The sequence below is a fragment of the Terrabacter sp. Soil811 genome (assembly GCF_001429655.1).
In the GTDB taxonomy this organism is placed as follows: Bacteria; Actinomycetota; Actinomycetes; order Actinomycetales; family Dermatophilaceae; genus Terrabacter.
Genome location: NZ_LMSX01000001.1, coordinates 328,823 through 354,815 on the forward strand (window position 1 = coordinate 328,823; position 25,993 = coordinate 354,815).

Sequence of the window (25,993 nt, forward strand, 5' to 3'; positions counted from 1 at the left end):
GCCCTTCGGCTCAGGGGACGGGTCGGGGTAAAGCGAACGCCGGCTCCCGACGACCGAAGTCGTGGGAGCCGGCGTGCGGGAGACCTACTTGGCGGCCTTCTTGCCGTAACGGGCCTCGAACCGGGCCACGCGGCCACCGGTGTCGAGGATCTTCTGCTTGCCCGTGTAGAACGGGTGGCACTGCGAGCAGACGTCGGCAGAGATCTTGCCGGACGTCTCGGTGCTGCGCGTGACGAACGTGCTGCCACAGGTGCAGGTCACCGTGGTCTCGACGTACTCGGGGTGAAGGTCCTTCTTCAACGTTGTCTCCTTGAGGTAGTCGGCCGGGTCGGTGTCATCGCTGCTCACGCTGGGGAGCTGCTCTCCCGTGAACCGGTCCAAAGGAAGAGTGTGCCAGATCGGCGCACCTCCTCCCAAACGCACGAGAGGGCCGCGGCATTCCCCCTCCCGGACGCGGCGACGACGCGTCCCGGACATGCATCGATCGGGGGCGTTCGAGTGTCTTTCCTCCACGACGGGGCCGGCGGAGGACGAGGATGCGCGCATGGGTGTCAGGGGCAGGGTGGGTGGGCGCCGCGCGGCGGTCGCCGTGCTGCTCTCGACCGCGGCGTGCTCGGGCGCCGGCTGCTCGTTCGACGACTGTCCCGAGGTGTCCGCGACGGAGGCCGGGCCGGTCACCGGCGCCGACCCCTCGGGGGCCGTCCGCTGGACGACGAGGGTGCCGGACCTGCTGAGCGAGCCTCCGGTCGTCAGCAACGGCCACGTCGTCATCGTCGGCTGCCACGCCACCCACGTCGTCGACGTCACGTCCGGCTCCGTCTCGACGCCGACTGGCCTGGCCGACGTCATCGGCGTCGTCCAGGGGTATGCCGTGGGGGCCCCTGCCGACGGTGACACCGTCCTCGCCGCCGAGCGGCTCGACGGCGGCCCGGGCGGCTGGTCGTGGCAGGAGTCACCGGTGGACGGCGACGCCGACCGTGCCTACCGCGCGTCGGCCGTCGTGACCTCCACCGCGGTCGTCGGCGTCCGCGGGCAGACGCTCGTCGCCTGGTCGCCGGACTCGGGCTCGTGGGACTCGGTCGAGGTGGCGCTGCCCGTGGGCACCCGGTCCGGCCAGCGCCTCGCGGCGGCCGACGACACCCACGTCGTCGTCCCGGGCTCGGACGGCTCGGTCCTCGGGGTCGACCTCGCTGCCCGCGCGGTGACGTGGCGCGTGCTGCCCACGCGACCCGACGCTCCGACGGACGTCAGCGTTCGCCTCGCGGGCCGGGACGTCGTCGCCGTCGAGGTCTGGTACCCGCGGACGACGGCCGCGGCCGTCACCGGCGAGCCCGTCTGGGTCACCGAGCGCTGGTCGCTCGACGCGCGCACCGGCGAGACCCGCTCTCCCCGGGTGACGAGCTCCGGGACGAGGCCGCGGCCGACGACGCCGACCGGGGACGTGCTCCGCGACCCGGCGACCGGATGGACCGTCACGCAGCAGCTGCGGGGCCGCCCCCGGGGCGGCTGCTTCTGAGGATCCTCGGGACTCCCGGCGCGGCTCCCGGAGTGCCCCGCCCCCTGATGTCAGCGCCGGGCCGGGACCTTCGCCGGCTGGGCGACGGGGAGCACCACCTGCATCGTCGTGCCCTCCCCCTCGACCGACGCGATGACGAGCTCGCCGCCGTGGCCCTCGACGATGGCACGCACGATCGCGAGCCCGAGACCCGTCCCGGGGATGGCTGCGGCCGTGGCGTTGCCGGCACGGAAGAAGCGCTCGGACAGGCGCGCGAGGTCGCCGGCCGGGATGCCGATGCCGGTGTCGTGCACGGAGATGATCGTGGAGTCACCGGAGCGCTCGGCCGACAGCAGCACCTGGCCACCTTCTGGGGTGAACTTCACGGCGTTGGAGCCGAGGTTGATCAGCGCCCGCTCGACCTGTCCACGGTCGACCCGGACGACGAGGTCGTCGGGCACGTCGGTGCAGAGCAGCTGCACTCCCCCGGCGGCGGCCACCGGCTCCATCGTCTCGGTGACCGTGCGCAGGAGGTCACGGACGGCGACCTCCTCGGACACGGCCTGCAGGCCGCTGATCTCGATCTTGTTGAGGACGAGAAGGTCCTCGATGAGCCCGCGCAGCCGCGTCGCGTTGCGTCCGATGATGTCGAGGGCGACGTGCTGGCCGTCGGAGACGTCGCCGAAGTCGCCGTCGACGAGCAGCTCGAGGTAGCCGCTGATCGAGGTCAGCGGGGTGCGCAGCTCGTGGCTGACGGTCGCCATGAAGTCGGTCTTCTGGCGGTCGAGCTCGGTGAGGCGTCGCACCTGCTCGTCCTGCATCTGTGACAGGCGCAGCGCGACGATCGACTGGGCGGCGATGGCCGCACACTGCTGCGCGGCCTGGATCTCGTGGCGGTGCCAGCGGCGCGGCGCGCTCACCATCATCACCGAGAGGATGCCCAGGCCCCGGCCGCCCGTCCCGACCGGGAGCATGAGCAGGGACCGGGCCCCGGTGGCCCGGTGGAAGGCGCGGGCCCTCTCGTCGTCGTACGCCTGGTGGGCGAGGAGGTCACCGAGGTCGAAGAAGCCGACGTCGCGGCGGAGCTCGTCGTTGACGGCACCGACCTGCTGGGCGAGCGAGCGTGGGAGCGGCGGCAGGTCGGGCAGGTCGTCGGTGTGCCACTGGAGGCGGTCCTCGATCGTCTGGCCGTCCTCGCCGAGGGTGTAGAGCAGCACGCGGTCGGCGCCCAGGCCGGCGCCGAGCTTGGTCGTGACCCGCTGCAGAGCCTCGTGGACGTCGACGGCCGACCGGGCGCCCCGGCCGACGTCGAGGACGAGCTCCTGCATCTCGAGCACCGCGGCCTGCTGGTCGACGAGGCGGGCGTTGGCGCGGGTCAGGTCGTTGAAGTCGCGCGCGAGCATGCGGACCTCGAGCGCGCCCTCCTCCTGGTTGGCCATCGCGATGACGTCCTCCTCGGCCTGCCGGCGCACGACCTCACGCAGGCGAGCGAGCGGGAGGCCGACCGCGCGGTCCATCCCGAAGCCGGCCGCGATGAGCACGAGCACGACGACCGCCGCGACGGCGATGATGACGCCGGACGTGATGCCGGTCGCCTCGCGGGACTCGACGCGCGCGGCGTCGCGCTGGGAGCGGATGGCCTCCTCCAGCGAGCCGTTGGCCGACAGGAACGCGGCGTAGGCCGTCTCGACCCGGGTGCGCTGCCGCGCCTCGGGCGTGGTCGGTGCGGTGCCGGTGCTCCCCGGCGCGGGGGTGCCGGGCGTGCTGGGCGGGGGTCCCGTCGGGGCCTCGTCCGGAGGTCCGCTGGGGACGTTCTCGAGCGAGGCCTCGGCGGCGGTGAACCAGCCCTCCACGGCGGCGCGCTGCGCCGCGACGAGCGGTGCGAAGCTGGCCCGGTCGTCGGCTGCGAGCTCCTCGTGCTGCGTGCCCGCCTCGACGACGGCCAGCTCCTTCTCGACCCGGGGGCGCAACGAGAGCGGGTCGAGGGGGGCCGGGGCACCGACGACCTTCTCTCGCCAGGCCCCCTCCGCGCGGGTCATGTCGAGCAGCACGGCGCTGTTGGCCTCGCGGGCCGGCCCGAGCGCGAGCGTCAGGGCCCGCACCGAGGCTCCCTGCGAGTGGATCGTGGCCACCGAGATGATGGCTCCGATCGGCACGAGGATCACGAGGATGCCGATGAGCAGCCGGATCTGGCTGCCGACGGAGCGCCTCGAGACGACCGGCAGCCCGCCCGTCACGCGGGGTCCTCGTCGAAGCCCGTGCGGGTCATGACTCCCCAGACGTGCTTCTTCCCGCGCAGGCTCGACCACCACCCCTCGAGGCGCCACCACACGGTGGCCTGGCGGTAGCCGATGTTCTCGAGGACCGACGCCGCGATGGTCTGCCAGATGGCACGCCACCGGTCGTGCTTGTGGAAGGCCCACTCGTCGACGACCATCGCGGACAGGGTGACGAGCACGGCATACCCGTAGGCCAGCACGAGGAAGAGGATCGCGAAGGGCACGTTGACGATGCCGAGCGCCAGCGCGAGCGGCACGATGATGATCCCGAAGAGCTCGAGCAGCGGTGCGAACAGCTCGAAGAGCCAGTAGTAGGGCAGGGCGAGCCAGCCGATGCGGCCGTACTTCGGGCGGAAGAGCATCGAGCGGTAGGCCCAGAGCGTCTCCCAGAGACCGCGGTGCCACCGGCGGCGCTGGTTGCGCAGCACCTTGGCGGTGACGGGGACCTCGGTCCAGGAGACCGGCTCGGGCACGAACTCGATGGAATAGTCGCGGCCCTCGTCGCGCAGCCGCTTGTGGATGCGCATGACGAGCTCGAAGTCCTCGCCGATGCTGTTCGGGTCGAGACCACCGACCTCGACGACGACGTCGCGCCGGAAGAGACCGAAGGCCCCGCTGATGAGGATGAGCCCGCCGAGGCGCGACCACCCGGTGCGGCCGAGGAGGAAGGCCCGGAGGTACTCGACGAGCTGGATGCGCGGGATCCACGTCTGCGGCATCTCGACGCGGACGATGCGGCCCGACACGACGCGGCTGCCGTTGACCGGGCGGATGGCGCCGCCGGTCGCGACCATGCGCGTCGGGTCGTCGGCGAAGGGACGGGTGACGTGGAGCAGGCCGTCGGGCTCGAGGATGGAGTCCCCGTCGATCATGGCGACGAGCGGCTCGCTCGCGGCGTTGATGGCGACGTTGATCGCCTCCGAGCGGCCGGAGTTCTCCTTGCGGACGACGACGAGGCGGGTGCGGCCGTCGCGCGGGACGAAGATGCCGAGCACCTTGGCCCGGATCGGGATCTCGTGCGGCAGCTCGCGCGGGACCTGGACGAGGTCGAAGGCCTCCTCGAGGCGGGCGAAGGTCTCGTCGCTGCTGCCGTCGTCGACGACGACGACCTCGTGCCGCGGGTAGCGCAGCGTGAGGAACGACTTGACCGCCATGACGATGCCGGCCTCCTCGTTGTAGGCCGGGACGAGCAACGACACCCCGGGGGCCAGGCCCGCTCCCTGCCAGGTGACCGCCGTCGAACGACGACGCTGCTGGGCTCGGAACTCGAGGTAGGCCAGCACGATGAGGACGAGCAGCGAGGTGTTGATGAGGATGAAGTAGATGATGATCGGCACCGCCGTGACGTCCATGCTCCACAGGACGAAGGACCGCAGCCCCTCGACGAAGCCGTCCCAGCTCATGCAGACGCCTTCTGCAGGCTGGCCAGCAGTCGCGCGGAGCGCACGGCGGGGTCGTTCTCGTGGCCCGCGAGGGCGTCGCGACCGTCGGGACCCATCGACAGCAGGGCCGTCGCCGCGAGCTCGGCCAGGCGCGGGTCCGAGTCGTCGAGCAGGACGGCGAGCGCGGGGATCGCCTCCGCCTCACCGAGGTCACCCAGGGCGATCACGCAGGCCCGGCGCAGGGCCAGCGGCTCGGAGGGCACCGTGTGCCGCACGAGGATGCCGACGTCCTCACTCCGGCCGAGGCGGCCGATGGCCGAGGCGCTCGTCTCGCGGACCGTCAGGTCGGGGTCGGCGTCGAGCAGTCCGCGCAGCTCCGGGAGCCCACGGGTGAAGCTGCGTTCGCCACTGAGGTGGGCGGCGACCATGCGGGTGCGGGCGTCGGGGGCGGCCATCCCGTCGCGCAGCACCTCCGAGATGCCGACACCCATCGACTGCAGGGCCTCGGCCGCCGTGGCCGCAGGCAGCCCGCGCTCGGGTGCGCCGATCGCCGCGAGCACCGGGCCGGCGGCCGCGGGGTCGCCGATGAGCCCGAGCGCGTAGGCGGCGCTGTTGCGCACCTCGACGGCCTCGTCGCCGAGGGCCTCGACGAGCAGCGGGACCGTGTGCCCGGCGCGGGCCAGGCCCAGCAGCTGGGCTGCCCGCGCGCGCTTGACGGTGGAGCGGCTCGACATCTGCGCGACCGCCGCGTCGACGGCGCCGTGGACCTCGAGGACGTGGACGAGCTGCTCGGCGGGGACACCGCGGATCTTCGTCAGCATCTCGACGATGTTGCGGTCGAGGACGGTGCGAGAGACGCCGGTCGCCCACGTCAGCTGCTCTGCGGCCGCGCCGTCGTCGTCCTCACCCGAGGCCACCGTGATGAGGGGCGGCCGGAGCGGCGAGAGCAGCATCTCGTCGCGCTGGGTGCGGCTGTGTCGTCGCGCGCGGACCGCGACGACGGCGAGGATGAGCAGCACGCACGCGCCGAGGATGACGACCGTGGCTCCGACGAGCAGCGCCGCCCCGATGATCACGACGCCCTCCCCCTCATCGGGCCCGGGCGAGCATGCCGTTGACGCGATGGAGCAGCTCACGCGGGCTGAACGGCTTGATGACGTAGTCGTCGGCGCCGACCGCGAAACCGGTGTCGACGTCGGAGTCGCGCGACTTGGCGCTGAGCAGCAGCACCGGGACCGTGGAGAACTCGCTCTCGCGGATCTTGCGGAGGACGTCGATGCCGGACAGGCCGGGCATCATGACGTCGAGCACCGCCAGCTGCGGCGGGTTGGCCGCGAACGCCTCCCAGGCGCTGATGCCGTCGGGGACGGCCTCGACGGCATACCCCGCCTGGGTCAGCTTGAACTCGACGAGGTCTCGGATGTCAGCGTCGTCATCGGCCACGAGGACACGGACGGGGCTGGCATCGGGGTCGCCGGCAGGCGCAGACATGGTTCTCCATGGTGGGTTCGGGGTGATGCGTCCATTTTAGGAACATTTGACCCGAATAGCCCATGAAACGCCGAAAGGGGACGGCGCCGATGTGGCACCGTCCCCGATCTGTCGTCGGTCAGGACTCGTCGTCGAGCTTGGAGCCGCTCGTCTGCTGGACCTGGGTGAGGAACTCGTAGTTCGTCCGGGTCTTCTTGAGGCGATCGATGAGCAGCTCGATGGCCTGCTGCGCGTCGAGGCCGCCGAGGACCCGGCGCAGCTTCCACATGATCTTCAGCTCCTCGCTCGCGAGGAGGATCTCCTCGCGGCGTGTGCCCGAGCTGTTGATGTCGACGGCCGGGAAGATCCGGCGGTTGGCCAGGTCGCGGCTCAGGCGCAGCTCCATGTTGCCGGTGCCCTTGAACTCCTCGAAGATCACCTCGTCCATCTTCGAGCCGGTCTCGACGAGGGCCGTCGCCAGGATGGTGAGCGAGCCGCCGTTCTCGATGTTGCGCGCGGCGCCGAAGAACTTCTTCGGCGGGTAGAGCGCAGCCGAGTCGACACCACCGGAGAGGATCCGGCCGCTCGCCGGAGCTGCGAGGTTGTAGGCGCGACCCAGCTTGGTGATCGAGTCGAGGAGCACGACGACGTCGTGCCCGAGCTCGACGAGGCGCTTGGCCCGTTCGATGGCGAGCTCGGCGACCGTCGTGTGGTCCTCGGCCGGCCGGTCGAAGGTCGAGGAGATGACCTCGCCCTTGACGGCGCGCTGCATGTCGGTGACTTCCTCGGGGCGCTCGTCGACGAGGACGACCATGAGGTGGCACTCCGGGTTGTTCGTCGTGATCGCGTTGGCAAGGGTCTGCATGATCATCGTCTTGCCGGCCTTGGCCGGGGCGACGATGAGGCCGCGCTGGCCCTTGCCGATCGGCGCGACGAGATCGATGATCCGCGTCGTCAGCACGTTGGGCTCGGTCTCGAGGCGCAGTCGCTGCTGCGGGTAGAGCGGCGTCAGCTTGCCGAAGTCGACGCGCTTGGCGGCCTCCTCCGGCGTCTGGCCGTTGACCGTGTCGAGGCGGACGAGCGCATTGAACTTCTGGCGTCCGACGTTGCCCGAGGGCTGCTCGCCGTCGCGCAGCGCCTTGACGGCACCGGTGACCGCGTCGCCCTTGCGCAAGCCGTTCTTCTTGACCATGCCGAGCGGTACGTAGACGTCGTTCGGACCGGCGAGGTAGCCGGACGTGCGGACGAAGGCGTAGTTGTCGAGGACGTCGAGGATGCCGCCGACAGGGACGAGCACGTCGTCGTCGCCGACCTGCAGGTCGGCGTCGTTCCAGTCCTGCCCACCCTCACGGCCGCGACCGCGCTTGCGGTCCCGGCTGCGCTGACGGTTGCGGCTGCGACGGCTGCCACCCTCGTCGTCGTACGGCGACTGCTGACCACGGCTCTGGTCGTTCACGTCGCCCTGCTGACGGTCCTGACGGTCCTGCTGACGGTCGGGCTGCTGACGGTCGGGCTGCTGGCGGTCCTGCTGACGGTCCTGGCGGTCCTGCTGACGCGTCTGCTGGCGGTCGGACTGCTGGCCGCGGTCGTGCTGACGGTCGCCCTGCTGGCGGTCGCCCGGCTGGCGGTCGCCCGGCTGGCGGTCGCCCGGCTGGCGGTCGCCCKGCTGGCGGTCGCCCTGCTGACGCGACTGCTGGCGGTCGGACTGCTGGCGGTCGGACTGCTGGCCGCCCTGCTGACGGTCCGCGCGGTCGCCACGGCCGGCCTGCTGACGGTCGCCCTGCTGACCGCGGTCGGACTGCGGTCCGCGACCCCGGTCGCGCTGACGACCCTCGTGGTCGTCACCCTCGGACGCCTGGTGGTCGCCGGCGTCGGACCGCTCGGACGAGGTGGAGTCCTGGGCGTCGGCACGCGCCGCACGGTTCTCACGGGAGCCGCGGGCACCCCGCTCGGCACGCGGGGCACGGTCCCCGGTCGGGGCCTCGTCACGGCCTTGGGCGCGATCCTCGGCGGGCGCCTGGCCGGCCGACTCGGTGGAGGTCGTGATGGAGGTCGTGGTGGAGGACTCGGTGGAGGACTCGGCCGTCGTGGCCGAGCCCGCCGGGCGGCTGACCCGGCGCGACGCGCGGGCCGGGGCGGCCTCGGTGGCGGCCTCGGTGGGGGCCTCGGCGTCGGAGCCCGTCGATGCCGTCGACGCCGTTGAGGGCGTCGATGCAGCCGGAGCGGACGAGCCGCCCGACTGGCGCGCCTTGATCGCCTCGACGAGGTCGCTCTTGCGCATCTTCGTCGTGCCGGTGATGCCCATCGACGACGCGACGCCCTTGAGCTCGTCCAGCTTCATGGCCGACAGGCCAGAGAGCGGACGGGTGGTTGTTTCTGACACGAAGGATCCTTCCCCCTCGTTTGCGGCCCGGGACATTCCAGCGGGCCGGACTTGGACCAGGTGACCTGGCCGTCTGAGATCCACTTCGGCGCAGAACGCGCCCAGAGGCAAAGGATTTCGCCTCAGTGTGGGGGTGATGCACCGGCCTGCGGTGTCGCGGCGAGTGGTGCGGGCTCAGGATACCACCCAGGGACCCTCGCACGGGTGAGGGAGGTCACGAATGTCGCGCCTCAGCGAGCGTGCACCGTGGCGCCGTGGGCCGGCACCCTGGGCGTGAGCCGCTCCCACCGCTCGGCGAGGTGCCCGGACTGCACGTCGCCCGCGGCCTCGGTCGTCGTGAGGACGAGGACGCTCGGACCTGCCCCGGACACGACGGCCGCGTGCCCGTGCGAGCGGAGGAGGTCGACGAGCTCCATCGTGGCCGGATAGGAGGGGCGCCGGGCCTCCTGATGGAGCCAGTCGCGGGTCGCGGCGTGCAGGTGCGAAGGATCGGCTGTCAGCGCGTGCACGAGCAGGGCGGCGCGTCCGGCACCGGCGGCAGCCGCCGCGAGCGGGACCGTGGCCGGCAGCACGGCGCGGGCCGTCCGCGTCGCGAGCTGCGTCTCCGGGACGAAGACGACGACCTCGACGTCGGGGTGCGGGACGAGACGGGCCGTGACGGTCCGTTCGCCACGGTCGAGGCCACTGCCGTCCGGCATCCAGCTCACCGTGAGGCCGCCGTGCACGCTCGCCGATGCGTTGTCGGGGTGCCCCTCGAGCTCGCTCGACAGGTGCGTCGCCAGGCCGAGGTCGACGGGCACGGTGGCACCGGGAGCCGGCCACGCGGCATACTCGGTCTCGTCGGCACCCCACGAAAGTGCCTGTGCAGCAACAACGCCCGCGACGATCGCCGTCGCCGACGAACCCAGCCCGCGGCTGTGCGGGACACCGTTGGTGGCCGCGATGTGCAACCCCGAGGGCGGCTCGGCGCCGAGGGCGCGCCACGTGTGCTGCATCGTGGCGTGCACGAGGTGCCGCCCGTCGGTGGGCACGTCGGCAGCCCCCTCGCCGGTGACCTCGATGACGAGACCGGCGCGGTCGGACGTCGTGACGACGTAGTCGTCCCAGAGGCCCAGGGCCAGGCCGATGGAGTCGAAGCCGGGACCGAGGTTGGCGCTGCTCGCCGGCACCCGCACGCTGACGGAGCGGCCCGCGGGCACCCGGTTCACGCGGTCAGCCCTCGAGACCGAGGGCCTGGGCTGCCGAGAAGGCGTCGACCGAGACGCGGGTCGGCACGACCTCGCTCCCGTCGGCGGTGCGCAGCGCCCACTGGGGGTCCTTGAGCCCGTGGCCGGTCACGGTGCACACGATGCGCGCCCCGGAGGGCACGAGCCCTGCGGCGTGGCTCGCCAGCAGGCCCGCGACCGACGCGGCCGAGCCGGGCTCGACGAAGACACCCTCCTGCGACGAGAGGTAGCGATGGGCGTCGAGGATCTGCTCGTCGGTGACGGCCTCGATGCGGCCACCGGACTCGTCGCGGGCGGCGACGGCCTGCTCCCACGACGCCGGGTTGCCGATGCGGATCGCGGTCGCGATGGTCTCGGGGTGGTCGACCGGGTGGCCGAGGACGATCGGCGCGGCGCCGGCAGCCTGGAAGCCCCACATCCTGGGCAGGTGGGTGGCCGGTCCCGCGGGCGCATCGGTGACGGGCTGGGCGAGGTACTCGCGGTAGCCACGCCAGTACGCCGTGATGTTGCCGGCGTTGCCGACCGGGAGGCAGTGGATGTCGGGGGCGTCGCCGAGCGCGTCGACGACCTCGAAGCTCGCGGTCTTCTGGCCCTCGATGCGCGCGGGGTTGACGGAGTTGACGAGCTCGACGGGGTAGGCCTCGGCGAGCTTGCGCGCGAGGGTCAGGCAGTCGTCGAAGTTGCCGTCGACCTGCAGCAGGGTGGCCCCGTGGGCGATCGCCTGGCTCAGCTTGCCCATCGCGATCTTGCCGTCGGGCACGAGGACGCCGCACGTCATGCCGGCCTTCGTCGCGTAGGCGGCGGCCGACGCGCTCGTGTTGCCCGTGCTCGCGCAGATGACGGCCTTGGCCCCCTTGCGGGCAGCGACGCTGATCGCCGTCGTCATGCCGCGGTCCTTGAACGAGCCGGTGGGGTTGAGGCCTTCGTACTTGAGGTGGACCTCGGCGCCGACGCGCTCGGAGAGCTTCTCGGCGTGGATGAGCGGGGTGCCGCCCTCGTGCAGCGTGACGACGGGCGCGCCCTCGAGCATGGGAAGGCGGTCGGCGTACTCGCGGATCACTCCGCGCCACTGGTGGGCCATCACGAACCTTCCACGCGCATGACGGAGTTGACGCCACGGACGACGTCGAGCGTGCGCAGGCGCTCGACCGTGGACGAGAGCGCGGCGTCGCTCGCGGTGTGCGTGACGATGATGAGGTTGGCCCTGGCCGCCTCGCCGTCGCCGGCGGGCACGAGCTGCTGGCGCACCGTCTCGATCGACACGTCGTGGTCGGCGAAGGCGGCCGCGACCTGGGCGAGGACACCCGACCGGTCCTCGACGTCGAGGCTGATGTGGTACCTCGTCTGCGCGTCGCCCATCGTCAGGACGGGCAGGTCGGCGTAGCTCGACTCCCCCGGCCCGAGGCCACCCCCGACGCGGTGGCGCGCGACGGCGACGAGGTCACCGAGGACCGCCGAGGCCGTCGGGTCGCCGCCGGCGCCCTTCCCGTAGAACATCAGCTCACCGGCGGCGTCGGCCTCGACGAAGACGGCGTTGAACGCCTCGCGGACCCCCGCCAGCGGGTGCGAGCGCGGGATCATCGCCGGGTGCACGCGGACGCTGACGCCCTTGTCGGTGTGCTCGCAGATCGCGAGGAGCTTGACGACGGAGTCCATCTCGCGCGCCGCCGCGACGTCGGCCGCCGAGACCTCGGTGATGCCCTCGCGGTAGACGTCGGTGCCCGAGACCCGGGTGTGGAAGGCGAGGGAGGCGAGGATGGCGGCCTTGGCCGCGGCGTCGAAACCCTCGACGTCGGCGGTCGGGTCGGCTTCGGCGTAGCCGAGGGCCTGGGCCTGCTCGACCGCGTCGGCGAAACCGGCCCCGGTCGTGTCCATCTTGTCGAGGACGTAGTTCGTCGTGCCGTTGACGATGCCGAGCACCTTGCGCACCTCGTCACCGGCGAGCGACTCGCGCAGGGGGCGCAGCAGCGGGATCGCCCCGGCGACGGCGGCCTCGTAGTAGAGGTCGACGCCGTGGCGGGCCGCGGCGTCATAGAGGGCCGGGCCGTCCTCGGCGAGGAGCGCCTTGTTGGCCGTGACGACCGAGGCGCCGTGCTCCATCGCGCGCAGGATGAGCGAACGAGCCGGCTCGATGCCGCCGATGACCTCGACGACGACGTCGGCCCGGGTCACGAGGTCCTCGGCGTCGGTCGTGAAGAGGCCGGCGTCGACCCCGAGGGCGGCGCGGTCCCGGCCGGCGCGACGCACGGCGATGCCGACGATCTCGAGCGGCGCGCCGACACGCGCGGCCATGTCGTCCGCGTGCTCGGTGAGCAGGCGCGCGACGGCTCCGCCCACGACGCCTGCCCCGAGTAGGGCGACGCGCAACGGCTGGGTGTCACTCACGGCGCTGTCCACGGTGCGAATCCTGCCGCCTGTCCGGGTGCTGGACGGTCATTGTTTCGCGATCCGGACATCCGTGGCGCAGGATCTGCAGATCCATCAGACGTCGAGGGCGAGCAGGTCGTCGATGGTCTCGCGCCGCACGATGACCCGGGCGACCCCTTCACGGACCGCGACGACGGGTGGGCGCGGCGTGTGGTTGTACTGGCTCGACAGGGAGCGGCAGTAGGCGCCCGTGCCGGGGACGGCGATGAGGTCACCCGCGCCGACGTCGGCCGGGAGGAACTCGTCCTTGACGACGATGTCGCCGCTCTCGCAGTGCCTGCCGACGACGCGGGCGAGCACGGGAGGTGCGGTCGAGGCCCGGCTCGCGAGCGTGCACGAGTAGTTGGCGTCGTAGAGCGCCGTGCGGACGTTGTCGCTCATGCCGCCGTCGACGGAGACGTAGACGCGCTCCGCTCCCCCGTCGAGGTCGACCGGCTTGACCGTGCCGACCTCGTAGAGCGTGAAGGTCGTGGGGCCCGCGATGGCGCGTCCCGGCTCGATCGAGATGCGCGGCACGGCGACCTCCTCGGCACGGCACTCGCGCTCGATGATCTCGGCCATGCCGGCCGCGAGGTTCTTCGGCGGCAGGGGGTCGTGCTCGGTCGTGTAGGCGATGCCGAAGCCGCCGCCGAGGTCGAGCTCGGGCAGCTCGACGCCGAGCTCGCGCGCGATGCGGGTGTGCAGCCCGACGATGCGGCGGGCCGACACCTCGAAGCCGGCGGTGTCGAAGATCTGCGAGCCGATGTGGCTGTGCAGACCGAGGAGGCGCAGCGACTCGGGCTGGTCGAGGATGCGACGGGCGGCCTCGAAGGCGTGTCCGCCGGACAGAGACAGCCCGAACTTCTGGTCCTCGTGGGCCGTCGCGATGAACTCGTGCGTGTGCGCCTCGACCCCGACCGTGACGCGGATGAGGACCGGTGCGACGACGCCGAGCTCGGCGGCGACCGCTGCGACGCGCTCGATCTCGTCGAAGGAGTCGATGACGATGCGGCTCACGCCGTAGTCCAGGGCGTCGCGGATCTCGGCGACGCTCTTGTTGTTGCCGTGCAGGCCGATCCGGTCGCCGGGGACGCCGGCCCGCTTGGCCACCGCCAGCTCGCCGCCCGTGCAGACGTCGAGGTGCAGGCCCTCGTCGTGGACCCACCGCGCCACCTCGGTGCAGAGGAAGGCCTTGCCGGCGTAGAACACGTCGGCCCCACCCGACAGCCCGTCGAACACCTCGGCGTACGTCCGCTTGAAATCCCTTGCGCGCGAACGGAAGTCGTCTTCGTCGATGATGTATGCCGGGGTGCCGAACTCGCGTGCTAGCTCGGTCACGCTCATCCCACCGACCGTGAGGACGCCGTCGGCGCCCCGACCGACGGAGGTCGCCCAGAGGGACGGGACGAGGGCGTTGACGTCGACGGGGGTCTGGAGCCACGCGGGGCCGCGATAGCCCTCCGCGTGCAGCGCTCCTGCTTCGTGTGCGCGCATGACTACATCCTCTCGGGGGCCGCCGCGCCCAGGCGGGCGAGTCCATTGCGCAAGACGATGCGGACGGCGTCGGCGAGGAGCAGCCGAGCCCCGTGGACGGGCTGCGGGTGCACCCCGACGACCGTCGGTCGCACCGGGTGGTCCCAGGCGTCGGCGAGCGCCGCGAGGTCGGTCACGGCTCGACGCTGCTGGACCTCGTCGCCGACGTGGGTCGCGAGGCGCTGCGGCAGGTCCGCGAGGGCCACGAGCAGGTGGCGTTCGGCCACGTGGGTCAGCTCGCCGAGCCGGGTCGACGGACGCCGGTCGACCCCCGCGGCCTCGGCGTTGCGGATGATGCGGCAGAGCCGGGCGTGCGCGAGCTGGGCAGAGCGGACAGGATCGTTGACGAGCCGCGAGCCGGGCGCCTCGACGAGGTCGTGCCGATGCTCGCCCGCGGCGAGGGCGTAGTGGTCCTGGTCATCGATGACGAGCGGGACGATCGCCGACCTCGCGGAGTCCTCGAGGGTGAGGGCGATGAGGCCGCTGGGTGCCACCTCGACGGCCGCGACCGACTTCTGGCGGGTCAGCCCCTGGGCGAGCACGCGCGCCAGGTCCCGCGGCTCGAGGTCGATCTGCGGCGCCCACCGCTGGGCGACCGGCGTGACCCAGTCGGCGACGACGCCGGCGACGCGGGTGTCGGTGGGACGGAAGAGCGGCCCGGCGGGTGGACCGGCCTGCGCCTCGTCGGGCAGCTCCCCGGTGCGGGCCGCCTGCGCGGCGACCTCCTCGAGAAGGGCGCGCAGCTGCTCCGGCGTCATGCGGCCGAGTCTACGAGCCCGTCCTGCGGCTCCCTCGATGCCCCGGATGCCCCGGATGCCCCTGGTTGCCCGAGGGCGGCCCGCGTCAGGACTCCGACGTCCTCCTCGTTCCTCGGAGGCCGCCTCCCCGAAGCTGCCGTGGGCACGGACGACACGAGGCCTTGAGACGGCGCTTCGCGCGTTCTCAAGGCCTCGTGTCGGTTGGTGCCCCCGGCAGGATTCGAACCTGCGCTCCCGCCTCCGGAGGGCGGTGCTCTATCCCCTGAGCTACGGGGGCGGCACGCACTTTCGTGCGCCCGGTGAGATTAGCAGCAGACCGCCATGGACGCGGAATGCACCCCCGCGTCGGCCACCCGGACGCCCTGCCGCTGCGACGATGGCCGGGTGACGAGCCACGAGGACATCGACTGGTCCGCTCCCGAGGTGGCCGCCCACTACGACGAGCTGCCGCTCTGGTCGGCGCCGTTCGGGCTGATGCTGCTCGCCCGGGTGCCGCTGCACCGGGGGCAGAGCGTCGTCGACGTCGGCGCGGGCACCGGGTTCGTGACCGTCGAGCTCGCGCAGCGCTGCGGGCCCGAGTCCCGGGTCACGGCCGTGGACCCGTGGGCGGCGGCCATGGAGCGCCTCGCCGACAAGGTGGCCTTCCTCGGACTGACCAACGTCGACGTCGTCGTGGCCTCCGCCGAGGACCTCCCGCTGCCGGATGCGTCCGTCGACCTCGTCGTCTCCAACCTCGGCATCAACAACCTCGACGACCCACCGGCCGTGCTCCATGAGTGTGCGCGCGTGCTGCGCGCCGGGGGACGACTCGTGACGACGACGAACCTCGTCGGCCACATGGAGCAGGTGTACGCCGCCTACCGCAGCGCGCTGTCCGACCTCGGTCTCGACGACCACCGCCACGCCCTCGACGCCCAGGAGCAGCACCGCGCGACCGTCGCATCGGTCTCCGACCAGCTGACGGTGGCGGGCCTCGACGTCGTCGACGTCGCGACCGACGTCTTCCGGATGCGCTTCGCCGACGGGCAGGCACTGTTCGCCCACTGGTTCGTCCGGCTCGGCTTCGTGCCGGGCTGGCGCTCGGTCGTGCCCGATACGGAGGCCGACCGCGTGCTCGCCGACGTCGCGGCCAGGCTCGACGCCGTCGCAGCCGAGCAGGGGGCTCTCGAGCTCACCGTGCCGATGGCGTGTGTGACGGCCGTCCGTCGATAGCGCCCCGTCCGGCGTGCTCGTGCTGCCGGACGTGGCGGAGTTGCACGTGCACCCCGGAATCGCGTTCATCCGCAAGGCCGCCCGCCCCCGACCATCGCCCGCAGCACGGCGCACGAGGACGTATGCGTGGGGCTGCGCGGGCGCGCCACTGCCGGCCGGCACGTGCCACGATGAGGTCGTGCTCATCTCCAAGCCCGTCGCCGAAGCCATCCGTGCCGGCACGGTGACGCAGGCCTTCCGCCGGTGGGACGCCCCGCGGGTCAAGGTCGGCGGCCTGCAGCTCACCCCGGCCGGCCTCGTCCGCTTCGACGCCGTCAGCCGGGTGCGGGACCCGGACAAGCTCACCGAGCGCGACGCGCGCACGGCCGGCGTCAAGGACCTCGCGTCCCTCCAGCGGTTCCTCGCCCCGAGGGAGCGCTTGCCCTCACCTCGAGGCGGCAAGGGCGGTGACACCGTCTACCGCATCCGGCTCAGCTGGGCCGGTGAGGACCCGCGGATCGCCTTGCGCGAGAGCCTGCCCGACGACGAGTCGCTAGGCGACATCGCGGCTCGTCTCCGACGGCTCGATGCGCGGCCGACCGGTCCGTGGACCCGCGAGATCCTCGAGTGGATCCGCGACAACCCGCACGTCGTCTTGAAGGAGCTGGCGGCCCTGCGCGGCGTCGAGCTGCTCCCGATGAAGGTCGACATCCGCAAGCTCAAGGCCCTCGGGCTGACGATCAGCCACGACGTCGGCTACGAGCTCTCACCGCGCGGGACGGCATACCTCGAGTGGCTGGAGCGGCAGCCCGGCTGAGCACGATGGGCTCGACCCCGGCGGCCGGTCAGCGCTGGGTCGTGTCGGTGACCTCGCCGACGAGCTCCTCGAGGACATCCTCGAGGAAGACGACACCCGTCACCGCGGCGTCGTCGTCGATGACGCGTGCGAGGTGCGCGCCCGTCAGCTGCATCGTGGCGAGCACGTCCTCGATGTCGTCGTCCGCGCGCACGGTGGCGAGCCGGCGGACCCGCTTGGGCGGGATCGGCTGCTCATGACGCTCGTCGTCCGCGTAGAGGATGTCCTTGAGGTGGAGGTAGCCGGCGATCTCGCCCGCGGCGTCCCGGACCGGGTAGCGGGAGAAGCCCTGCTTGGCGACGAGGCGCTCGATGTCGGCGGGCGTCGCGCCCAGCTCGACGGTCGTCAGCGACCGCACGTCGACCGCCACCTCGCGGGCGCGCTTGTCAGAGAACTCGAGCGTCTTGGCGACGAGGCCGTGACGTTCCTCCTCGATGAGGCCCTCGCGACGGGACTCCCCGACGATGTGCGCCACCTCCTCGGCGGTGAACGCCGACGTGATCTCGTCCTTGGGCTCGACCCGGAAGAGGCGCACGAGCGCCTTCGCGATCGCCTCCATGGCGTGGATGATCGGGCGCAGCGCGCTCGCGATGACGAAGAGCGCCGGCACGAGGACGAGCGCCGCCCGGTCGGGACCCGCGATCGCGAGGTTCTTCGGGATCATCTCGCCGACGACGACGTGGAGGTAGGACACGATGAGCAGTGCGAGCGCCAGGGCCACGCCGCTCGCCCAGGCGTCGGAGAGCCCCCAGCCGTGGAAGATCGGCTCGAGCAGGTGGTGCAGCGCCGCCTCGGCCAGCGCACCGAGCCCGACCGAGCACACGGTGATGCCGAGCTGGGCGGTCGCGAGCATCGACCCGAGCCGCTCTAGCGCGAGCAGGCACGACTGGGCGCGCTTGCTGCCCGCATCGGCCAGCGGCTCGAGCGTCGAGCGTCGCACCGCCATGGCGGCGAACTCGGCGCCGACGAAGAAGGCGTTGCCGAGCAGGAGGAACACCGACACGACGTAGACCCAGGCGCCGCTCACGACCGCTCCCCCGTCTCCCGGGCAGACGGCACACGACCGGCCCGGTCCGGCAGGCCGGACGCGGCGGATGCGTCACGTGCGTCCTCGCCGTCGCCGGGCGGCAGGGACTCCGGGTCGGGCACGAAGCGCAGCCGGTCGACGCGGCGCCCCTCCATGCCGACGACGTTGATGCGCCAGCCAGGCAGCCGGACGACGTCACCGACGACGGGCACCCGGCCCAGGCTCGTCATGACGAAGCCGCCCATCGTCTCGTAGGTCGACCCGTCAGGGACGTCGGCGTCGAAGGCGTCGCGCACCTCGTCGGGGCGCCACAGTCCGGGGACGGTCCACGACCCGTCGATGAGCTCGCGGCCACCCTGCCGGCTGCGGTCGTGCTCGTCGGAGACCTCACCGACGATCTCCTCGACGACGTCCTCGAGCGTGACGATTCCCGACGTGCCGCCGTACTCGTCGACGACGACGGCCATCTGGAAGCCGCCCTCGCGCAGCTCGCGCAGGAGCGGGTCGAGGCGGATCGTCTCGGGGACGACGAGGCGGTCGGACATCAGCGCCGAGACGGGCACGTCCTTGCGCCGCTCGTGCGGCACGGCCATCGCCTTCTTGACGTGGACGACCCCGTCGATGTCGTCCCAGTCCTCGCCGAGGACCGGGAAGCGCGAGTGCCCGGTGCGCCGCGAGAGCCGCAGCACGTCGTCGGCGGACTCCTCACGGTGGATGCCGGTGCACCGCACGCGCGGCGTCATGACGTCGTCGGCCGTGCGCTCGCCGAAACCGAGCGAGCGGGTCAGCATGCGTGCGGTCGTGACGTCGAGGGTGCCGGCCTCGGCGGAGCGCTGGACGAGGCTCGCGAGCTCCTGCGGCGTGCGTGCGCCCGACAGCTCCTCCTGCGGCTCGATCCCGAGCGCGCGGAGGAAGGCGTTGGCCGAGCCGTTGAGCACGATGATGAGCGGCTTGGCGACGACGGCGAAGACGCGCACGGGCAGGGCCACGACCTTGGCCGTCCCGAGCGGCGCGGAGATGCCGAGGAACTGCGGCAGCAGCTCGCCGAAAACCATCGAGAAGATCGTGGCCAGCAGGAGGGCGAGGGCGCTCGAGACGGCCTCCACCGCACCGGCGCCGAGACCGACGGCCTCGAGGGGCCCGGCGACGAGGACCCCGATCGAGGGCTGCGCGAGGTAGCCGACGACGAGGGTCGTGATGGTGATGCCGACCTGGGCCGCCGACAGCTGCGTCGAGAGCTGCTTGAGCGACTGGAGCACGACACGGGCCCGCGAGTCACCCTCGTCGATGGCGCGCTGGACCGTGGGCCGGTCGAGGGCCACGAGGGAGAACTCGGCCGCGACGAAGAGCGCGGTGCCGGCCGTGAGCAGCACGGCGCCGAGGACGAGGAGCCACTCGGTCACGGCCGGGCCACCCGTCCGGGGGCGCCCGCGGTGACGGGAGGGGTGACCTGGCTGGTGGCGGGGGTGGCCGGACCCTGGTCGCGGAGGGAGGTCATGGTGCGCCCAACTATAGGGACGCGCACCGGCCCGCGGCGGCGCGGACCGCTCGCTGCGACCTCCGTGTGGACCGGGTACGCGGTGTGGTTGAGTTGGGCGCATCACGGCGGGGGTCGTGGCGCCCACGTGGGCCGACGGAGGGAGCACGGTGGTGCACGGACGACCGGAGTTCACCGGGCACATCGAGGTGCGCGGTCTGACGAAGCGGTTCGGCTCCTTCACCGCCGTCGACCACCTCGACTTCGACGTCGAGCCGGGACGCGTGACTGGCTTCCTCGGGCCCAACGGCAGCGGCAAGACGACGACCCTGCGCATGCTGCTCGGCCTCGTCCGGGCCACCGACGGCACGGCGACGATCGACGGCCACCGATACGCCGAGATCCCCAACCCGCTCACCGTCGTCGGCTCCGCCCTCGAGGCGACGAACTTCCACCCCGGCCGCACGGGGCGCAACCACCTGCGCGTGCAGGCTGCGGTCGCCGGTGTCCCCGACTCGCGCGTCGACGAGCTCCTCGAGCTCGTGGGCATCCCCGCCGCCGCCCGCAAGCGGGCCGGCGGCTACTCCATGGGCATGCGCCAGCGGCTCGGGCTCGCCGGCGCCCTGCTCGGCGACCCGCGCGTCATCATCCTCGACGAGCCGGCCAACGGCCTCGACCCCGAGGGCATCCGCTGGCTGCGCGGCTTCCTGCGCCACCTGGCCGACGAGGGTCGCACGCTGCTCATCTCGAGCCACATGCTCTCCGAGGTCGAGCAGACGGTCGACGACGTCGTCATCATCGCCAACGGCCAGCGCGTCGCCCAGGGCACCGTCGCCGAGCTGCGTGGCGAGCCCACGGCCTACGTCCGCACGTCGGACCCCGACCGCCTGTCCGAGGCGCTCCGCGGTCGCGGCCTCACGGTCACGCCGAGCGGGCGGGGCCTGCGCGTCACCACCGAGGACCTCGCCGTGGTCGGTGACGTGGCGCACGCCAGCGACGTCGCGATCCACGAGCTGCGCAGCGAGCAGACGCACCTCGAGGAGCTCTTCTTCAACCTCACCGAGAACGACGCGCACCGCAACCGCAACCTGGGGCTCGACACGAACGCAGCGGGCAGCGTGCCCGCCGACCTCCCGCCGCCGAGCGGACCCCCGATCGACCCCGCCCTGCTCACCGAGCCCACGCCGGTGGCGGGTCAGGCCGACCGCGAAGGAGACCTGCGATGACCGCGGCGGTGCGGGCCGAGCTCCGCAAGCTCTTCACGACGCGCCTCTGGTGGGGCATGGCCATCGCCGTGTTCGTCAGCGGCGCCGCCTTCGCCGTCCTCTTCGCGTTCGTGTTCACGAGCGACGCCCTGCGCGGCCCTCAGGCCGCGGCGGCTCCCACCACGGACGTCGCCATCGCCAAGGCCGTCTTCACGGGCGGCCTGCAGGTCGGCTACCTCCTGACGCTGTCGATCGGCGTGCTCACGATCGGCTCGGAGTACCGCCACCAGACCATCACCGCGACCTTCCTGGCGATCCCCCGGCGCGGTCGCGTCATGGCGGCCAAGGTCATCTCGCTGCTCGCGATCGGCGTGCTCTACGGCCTGCTCTCGCTCGCGGGCGCCGTCGGCGCGGGCACCCTCGTGCTGACGTCCAAGGGTGTCGCCCCGTTCGCCGACCCGGCGATCTGGCGCACCCTCGCGCTCTCCCTGCTCGTCCTCGGCCTGTGGGCCCTCATCGGCCTCGGCGCCGGCATCCTCATCCCCAACCAGGTCGCCGCGCTGCTCATCTCCGTCGCCGTGGCGTGGATCGTCGAGCCGGTGCTCGGGCTCGTGCTCGCCCTGACCGACTGGGGCAAGAGCATCTCCCCCTACCTACCGAGCCGCGCCACGAGCGCGATGCTCGAGTCGACGAGCGGCGGCTTCGACGGTCAGCCGGTCGCCCAGCTCTCCTGGTGGGCGGGCGCGCTCGTGCTCATGGCGTATGCCGCCGTGATGGCCGGTCTCGGCACGTGGCGGACGCTGCGCGCCGACATCAGCTGACGCGGGCTTCCATCGGGCACGGGCGATACTCGAGAGCGTCCCCGAGGGCCAGCCCTGTGGACGTGAGGAACGCCTCGTCGATGGTCGGGCTCGACATCCGAGCCCCCGTCCGGTATCAGAGCATTCGGGTCTAGGCTTGACCCCTGTATAGGCAACGACGCACCCGAGCCAAACGAAAGAGGCGCATTCGCCGTGTCCGATCAGTCCACGTCCGGTGACCCGATTGCAGCATTCGGGCCGAACGAATGGCTCGTCGACGAGCTCTACCAGCAGTTCCTGACCGACAAGACGTCGGTCGACAAGGCCTGGTGGGGGTTCTTCGAGGACTACCGGCCGGGTGAGGCCGACGCGAGCGCGGCCCCGGGCCGCACGGCGACCGCGACCAAGCCGCAGACGAGCACGCCGGCCAACGGCTCGGCCACCGGGTCCACCAACGGGTCGTCCAACGGTGCCCCCGCGAAGACCTCGACGGCCCCGGCGCAGAGCCCCGCCCCGGCGCCGGCCGCGACGACCCGGCCGAAGGTGGCGCCCGCGCCACCGGCCAGGACCGCCGCACCGGCGGCCAAGGCGGAGCCGAAGACCGAGTCGAAGACCGAGTCGAAGACCGAGCCCAAGACCGAGCCCAAGGCGGCACCCAAGGACGAGTCCCCCGCCGAGGCCCCCAAGCCGCGCGACATCCCCGCGGTCAAGGGCACCGGCCCGGTGAACGACGATCGGGTGACCCCGCTGCGCGGCGCGTCCTCCCGCGTCGTGGCCAACATGGAGGTCTCGCTCACCGTCCCGACCGCGACGAGCGTGCGCGCCGTCCCGGCCAAGCTGCTCATCGACAACCGGGTCGTCATCAACAACCACCTGGCCCGCTCGCGCGGCGGCAAGGTGAGCTTCACGCACCTCATCGGCTACGCCATGGTCAAGGCCCTGGCGCTCATGCCCGAGATGAACAACGGCTTCACCGAGAAGGACGGCAAGCCCGCCCTCGTCGTGCCGGCCCACGTCAACTTCGGCCTGGCCATCGACCTCCAGAAGGACGACGGCAGCCGCACGCTCGTCGTGCCCTCGATCAAGTCGGCCGAGGAGATGGACTTCGTCCACTTCTGGACCGCCTACGAGGACGTCGTCCGCAAGGCCCGCGCCAACAAGCTGACCGTCGAGGACTTCCAGGGCACGACGATCTCGCTCACCAACCCGGGCGGCATCGGCACCGTGCACTCGGTCCCGCGCCTCATGAAGGGCCAGGGCGCCATCATCGGCGTCGGCGCCCTCGACTACCCCGCCGAGTGGCAGGGCGCGAGCACCGAGACGCTCAACCGCAACGCCGTGAGCAAGATCCTCACGCTGACCTCGACGTACGACCACCGGATCATCCAGGGCGCCCAGTCCGGCGACTACCTGCGGATCATGCACCAGCTGCTCCTCGGCGACAACCGCTTCTACGACGAGATCTTCGAGTCGCTGCGCATCCCCTACGAGCCGATCCGCTGGATCCAGGACGTCGACTCCTCGCACGACGACGACATCAACAAGGTCGCCCGCGTCCAGGAGCTCATCCACGCCTACCGCGTGCGCGGCCACCTCATGGCCGACACCGACCCGCTCGAGTACAAACAGCGCCGCCACCACGACCTCGACGTCACAACGCACGGCCTGAGCCTGTGGGACCTCGACCGCACCTTCGCGACGGGCGGCTTCGGCGGCTACCCGTTCCTCAAGCTGCGCAAGATCCTCGGCATCCTGCGTGACTCGTACTGCCGCACCGTCGGCATCGAGTACATGCACATCCAGGACCCCGAGCAGCGCAAGTGGATCCAGAACAAGGTCGAGCGACCCTACGAGAAGGCCAACCGCGACGAGCAGATGCGGATCATGCGCCGGCTCAACGCCGCCGAGGCCTTCGAGACCTTCCTCCAGACGAAGTTCGTCGGGCAGAAGCGCTTCTCGCTCGAGGGCGGCGAGTCCGTCATCGCGCTCCTCGACCGCATCCTGTGCCGCGCCGCGAGCGAGAACCTCGACGAGGTCTGCATCGGCATGCCGCACCGTGGCCGCCTCAACGTGCTGGCCAACATCGCCGGCAAGTCCTACGGCCAGATCTTCCGCGAGTTCGAGGGCACCCAGGACCCCAAGTCGGTCCAGGGCTCGGGCGACGTGAAGTACCACCTCGGCACCGAGGGCGAGTTCGTCTCCGAGGACGGCAGCAAGACCAAGGTCTACCTCGCCGCCAACCCGAGCCACCTCGAGGCCGTCAACCCGGTGCTCGAGGGCATCGTCCGGGCCAAGCAGGACCGGCTCAACCTCGCGGGCGAGTCCTTCACCGTCCTGCCCGTGCTCATGCACGGCGACGCGGCGTTCGCCGGGCAGGGCGTCGTGGCCGAGACGCTCAACCTCTCGCAGCTGCGCGGCTACCGCACGGGCGGCACGATCCACGTCGTCATCAACAACCAGGTCGGGTTCACGACCTCGCCGAGCAGCTCGCGCTCGTCGGTCTACTCGACCGACGTCGCCCGCATGATCCAGGCGCCGATCTTCCACGTGAACGGCGACGACCCCGAGGCCTGCGTGCGCGTGGCGGAGCTGGCCTACGAGTTCCGCCAGGAGTTCAACAAGGACGTCGTCATCGACATGGTGTGCTACCGCCGACGCGGTCACAACGAGGGCGACGACCCGTCGATGACCCAGCCGCTCATGTACAACCTCATCGAGGCCAAGCGCTCGGTCCGCAAGCTCTACACCGAGTCGCTCATCGGTCGCGGCGACATCAGCGTCGAGGACGCCGAGGCCGCGCTGCGCGACTACCAGCAGCAGCTCGAGCGCGTCTTCGTCGAGACCCGTGAGGCGAAGAAGGCCCAGGCCGCCACGCCGCCCCAGCCGAACGACCGCGACTCCGACGCCCCCGACAACGCCGGCCTCGAGCGCCCCACGGCGCAGGTCCAGGACGACGAGGCCCCGGTGCGCTCCGCGACCGAGACCGGGGTCGAGGCGAGCGAGCTCGTCCACATCGGAGAGACCTTCGCGAGCCCGCCCGAGGGCTTCACGATCCACCCGAAGCTCAAGCAGCTCATGGACAAGCGTGCCCAGATGGTCCACGAGGGCGGCATCGACTGGCCGATGGCCGAGCTGCTCGCCTTCGGCACGCTCCTCAAGGAGGGCACCCCGATCCGGCTCGCCGGTCAGGACAGCCGCCGCGGCACGTTCGTGCAGCGCCACGCGGTGCTCATCGACAAGAACAACGCGGAGGAGTGGACGCCGCTGCTCTACCTCGGCGAGGGGCAGGCCCGCTTCTGGGTCTACGACTCGCTGCTGTCCGAGTACGCCGCGATGGGCTTCGAGTACGGCTACTCCGTCGAGCGTCCCGACGCTCTCGTGCTGTGGGAGGCGCAGTTCGGCGACTTCGGCAACGGCGCGCAGACGATCGTCGACGAGTTCATCTCCAGCTCCGAGCAGAAGTGGGGCCAGCGCAGCTCGGTCGTGCTGCTCCTGCCGCACGGCTACGAGGGGCAGGGTCCCGACCACAGCTCGGCGCGCATCGAGCGCTACCTGCAGCTCTGCGCCGAGAACAACATGACGGTCGCCTACCCGTCGACGGCGGCGAGCTACTTCCACCTGCTGCGCCGGCAGGCCTACGCCCGTCCGCGCACGCCGCTCGTCGTCTTCACCCCGAAGTCGATGCTGCGCAGCAAGGCGGCGGCCAGCTCTGTCGAGGCCTTCACGCAAGGCGGTTTCCAGCCGGTCCTGGCCGACCACGAGGGCGTCACCCAGGACGTCACGCGGGTGCTCTTCGCCAGCGGCAAGATCGTCCACGAGCTCGATGCCGAGCGCGAGAAGCGCGGCGACACCTCGACGGCCGTCATCCGCGTCGAGCAGCTCTACCCCATCCCCGAGAAGGAGATGATCGACGCCGCCTCGAAGTACCCCGGCGCCGAGCTCGTGTGGGTGCAGGACGAGCCGCGCAACCAGGGTGCCTGGCCGCTCATGGCCCAGTGGCTGCACGAGGACCTCTGCGACCTCGGCGAGACCCGTCCGTGGCGCGTCGTGGCCCGCAAGGCCGCGGCCTCCCCGGCCACCGGCTCGTCGAAGAAGCACGCGGCCGAGCAGGCCGAGCTCATGGAGCGCGCATTCGGGCGCTGAGCCCGCACCCGCCCGCACGGGCACACCGAGCACCCGAGGGGCCCCGCCACGACGGCGGGGTCCCTCGCTGCGTCCCCGGCGTGACGGCATACGCAGGCGGTCGTCTCCCGTCGGCACGCAGGCGATGTGCCCGGTCCTCGGCCCGCCTCCGCCTGCCCCACCCCGGCACGCGATAACCTCCCCACGTGTACTTCACCGACAGGGGCATCGAGGAGCTGGCGGCGCGCCGCGGCGAGGACGAGGTCACCATCGAGTGGCTCGCCGAGCAGCTGCGCACGTTCGTCGACCTCAACCCCGAGTTCGAGGTGCCGGTCGAGCGACTCGCGACATGGCTCGCCCGGCTGGACGACGACGAGGACTGA

Annotated in this window: 20 protein-coding genes and 1 tRNA gene; 7 read left to right on the forward strand and 14 right to left on the reverse strand. The window is 71.9% G+C overall.

Annotation, left to right across the window (positions count from 1 at the left end; genetic code table 11):
• Window positions 1-84 precede the first annotated feature (84 nt).
• On the reverse strand, window positions 85-300 hold the full coding sequence (rpmE, locus tag ASH01_RS01505; protein WP_026863931.1) for a 50S ribosomal protein L31: 216 nt from the start codon (window positions 298-300) through the stop codon (window positions 85-87).
• Between the two features lie 244 nt (window positions 301-544).
• On the opposite strand from rpmE, the gene ASH01_RS01510 reads away from it, so the two are divergent.
• A complete protein-coding gene (locus ASH01_RS01510) occupies window positions 545-1,516 on the forward strand; it encodes a hypothetical protein (protein ID WP_156415367.1) in 972 nt (323 codons plus the stop codon).
• Between the two features lie 50 nt (window positions 1,517-1,566).
• On the opposite strand, the gene ASH01_RS01515 is transcribed toward ASH01_RS01510, so the two are convergent.
• The 11 genes from ASH01_RS01515 to ASH01_RS01565 form a co-directional block, all read right to left on the reverse strand.
• Window positions 1,567-3,732 carry a sensor histidine kinase gene (locus ASH01_RS01515; RefSeq protein ID WP_056770517.1) on the reverse strand — a complete coding sequence of 722 codons (2,166 nt, stop codon included), beginning with the start codon at window positions 3,730-3,732 and terminating at the stop codon, window positions 1,567-1,569.
• Window positions 3,729-5,177 (reverse strand): glycosyltransferase family 2 protein, encoded by a 1,449-nt coding sequence (locus ASH01_RS01520; RefSeq protein WP_056770519.1) that lies wholly within the window; start codon window positions 5,175-5,177, stop codon window positions 3,729-3,731. The genes ASH01_RS01515 and ASH01_RS01520 overlap by 4 nt, the downstream gene beginning before the upstream one ends.
• Entirely contained in the window at window positions 5,174-6,232 is a 1,059-nt protein-coding gene (locus tag ASH01_RS01525; RefSeq protein ID WP_056770522.1) for a HEAT repeat domain-containing protein, read from the reverse strand. The genes ASH01_RS01520 and ASH01_RS01525 overlap by 4 nt, the downstream gene beginning before the upstream one ends.
• A gap of 13 nt (window positions 6,233-6,245) precedes the next feature.
• Window positions 6,246-6,647 carry a response regulator transcription factor gene (locus ASH01_RS01530; protein WP_020142958.1) on the reverse strand — a complete coding sequence of 134 codons (402 nt, stop codon included), beginning with the start codon at window positions 6,645-6,647 and terminating at the stop codon, window positions 6,246-6,248.
• 118 nt (window positions 6,648-6,765) lie between these two features.
• Window positions 6,766-8,967: a transcription termination factor Rho gene (rho, locus tag ASH01_RS01535; RefSeq protein ID WP_056770525.1), complete on the reverse strand. Its 2,202-nt coding sequence runs from the start codon at window positions 8,965-8,967 to the stop codon at window positions 6,766-6,768.
• A gap of 272 nt (window positions 8,968-9,239) precedes the next feature.
• The gene (locus ASH01_RS01540; RefSeq protein WP_056770527.1) at window positions 9,240-10,217 is read right to left on the reverse strand and encodes a homoserine kinase; all 978 of its coding nucleotides are present in this window, start codon (window positions 10,215-10,217) and stop codon (window positions 9,240-9,242) included.
• 4 nt (window positions 10,218-10,221) lie between these two features.
• Entirely contained in the window at window positions 10,222-11,316 is a 1,095-nt protein-coding gene (gene thrC / locus ASH01_RS01545) for a threonine synthase (RefSeq protein WP_056770530.1), read from the reverse strand.
• Window positions 11,316-12,632, reverse strand: a complete 1,317-nt coding sequence (locus ASH01_RS01550) for a homoserine dehydrogenase (RefSeq protein ID WP_200959014.1) — start codon at window positions 12,630-12,632, stop codon at window positions 11,316-11,318. Before ASH01_RS01550 ends, thrC begins: the two co-directional genes overlap by 1 nt.
• Window positions 12,633-12,716: 84 nt before the next feature.
• Entirely contained in the window at window positions 12,717-14,135 is a 1,419-nt protein-coding gene (lysA, locus tag ASH01_RS01555; RefSeq protein WP_056770532.1) for a diaminopimelate decarboxylase, read from the reverse strand.
• Window positions 14,136-14,137: 2 nt separating this feature from the next.
• Window positions 14,138-14,932, reverse strand: coding sequence for a DALR anticodon-binding domain-containing protein (locus ASH01_RS01560; RefSeq protein WP_056770535.1), 795 nt, complete (start codon window positions 14,930-14,932; stop codon window positions 14,138-14,140).
• A gap of 202 nt (window positions 14,933-15,134) precedes the next feature.
• A tRNA-Arg gene (locus tag ASH01_RS01565) sits at window positions 15,135-15,209 on the reverse strand.
• A 107-nt stretch (window positions 15,210-15,316) separates the two neighbouring features.
• On the opposite strand from ASH01_RS01565, the gene ASH01_RS01570 reads away from it, so the two are divergent.
• Entirely contained in the window at window positions 15,317-16,144 is an 828-nt protein-coding gene (locus ASH01_RS01570) for a class I SAM-dependent methyltransferase (protein ID WP_056770538.1), read from the forward strand.
• A 46-nt stretch (window positions 16,145-16,190) separates the two neighbouring features.
• Window positions 16,191-16,940 carry an ASCH domain-containing protein gene (locus tag ASH01_RS01575; protein ID WP_235509495.1) on the forward strand — a complete coding sequence of 250 codons (750 nt, stop codon included), beginning with the start codon at window positions 16,191-16,193 and terminating at the stop codon, window positions 16,938-16,940.
• A 28-nt stretch (window positions 16,941-16,968) separates the two neighbouring features.
• Here the strand turns inward: ASH01_RS01575 and ASH01_RS01580 are convergent, their stop codons facing one another.
• Both ASH01_RS01580 and ASH01_RS01585 read right to left on the reverse strand, forming a co-directional pair.
• The gene (locus tag ASH01_RS01580) at window positions 16,969-18,006 is read right to left on the reverse strand and encodes a hemolysin family protein (protein WP_056770541.1); all 1,038 of its coding nucleotides are present in this window, start codon (window positions 18,004-18,006) and stop codon (window positions 16,969-16,971) included.
• Window positions 18,003-19,409, reverse strand: a complete 1,407-nt coding sequence (locus ASH01_RS01585) for a hemolysin family protein (RefSeq protein ID WP_056770544.1) — start codon at window positions 19,407-19,409, stop codon at window positions 18,003-18,005. The genes ASH01_RS01580 and ASH01_RS01585 overlap by 4 nt, the downstream gene beginning before the upstream one ends.
• 247 nt (window positions 19,410-19,656) lie before the next feature.
• On the opposite strand from ASH01_RS01585, the gene ASH01_RS01590 reads away from it, so the two are divergent.
• From ASH01_RS01590 to ASH01_RS23295, 4 genes are all read left to right on the forward strand, one after another.
• The gene (locus ASH01_RS01590) at window positions 19,657-20,709 is read left to right on the forward strand and encodes an ABC transporter ATP-binding protein (RefSeq protein WP_235509496.1); all 1,053 of its coding nucleotides are present in this window, start codon (window positions 19,657-19,659) and stop codon (window positions 20,707-20,709) included.
• Window positions 20,706-21,509, forward strand: a complete 804-nt coding sequence (locus ASH01_RS01595; protein ID WP_056770552.1) for an ABC transporter permease subunit — start codon at window positions 20,706-20,708, stop codon at window positions 21,507-21,509. Before ASH01_RS01590 ends, ASH01_RS01595 begins: the two co-directional genes overlap by 4 nt.
• A gap of 192 nt (window positions 21,510-21,701) precedes the next feature.
• Window positions 21,702-25,631 (forward strand): multifunctional oxoglutarate decarboxylase/oxoglutarate dehydrogenase thiamine pyrophosphate-binding subunit/dihydrolipoyllysine-residue succinyltransferase subunit, encoded by a 3,930-nt coding sequence (locus ASH01_RS01600; protein WP_056770554.1) that lies wholly within the window; start codon window positions 21,702-21,704, stop codon window positions 25,629-25,631.
• Window positions 25,632-25,816: 185 nt separating this feature from the next.
• On the forward strand, window positions 25,817-25,993 hold the full coding sequence (locus tag ASH01_RS23295; protein WP_020142973.1) for a DUF6104 family protein: 177 nt from the start codon (window positions 25,817-25,819) through the stop codon (window positions 25,991-25,993).

Bases quoted from the DNA above. Each gene is read 5' to 3' on its own strand.
- ASH01_RS01560 (WP_056770535.1), bottom strand. From the start codon at position 14,932: ATGACGCCGGAGCAGCTGCGCGCCCTTCTCGAGGAGGTCGCCGCGCAG.
- ASH01_RS01595 (WP_056770552.1), top strand. From the start codon at position 20,706: ATGACCGCGGCGGTGCGGGCCGAGCTCCGCAAGCTCTTCACGACGCGC.
- ASH01_RS01530 (WP_020142958.1), bottom strand. From the start codon at position 6,647: ATGTCTGCGCCTGCCGGCGACCCCGATGCCAGCCCCGTCCGTGTCCTC.
- lysA (WP_056770532.1), bottom strand. From the start codon at position 14,135: ATGCGCGCACACGAAGCAGGAGCGCTGCACGCGGAGGGCTATCGCGGC.
- ASH01_RS01510 (WP_156415367.1), top strand. From the start codon at position 545: ATGGGTGTCAGGGGCAGGGTGGGTGGGCGCCGCGCGGCGGTCGCCGTG.
- ASH01_RS01520 (WP_056770519.1), bottom strand. From the start codon at position 5,177: ATGAGCTGGGACGGCTTCGTCGAGGGGCTGCGGTCCTTCGTCCTGTGG.
- thrC (WP_056770530.1), bottom strand. From the start codon at position 11,316: ATGGCCCACCAGTGGCGCGGAGTGATCCGCGAGTACGCCGACCGCCTT.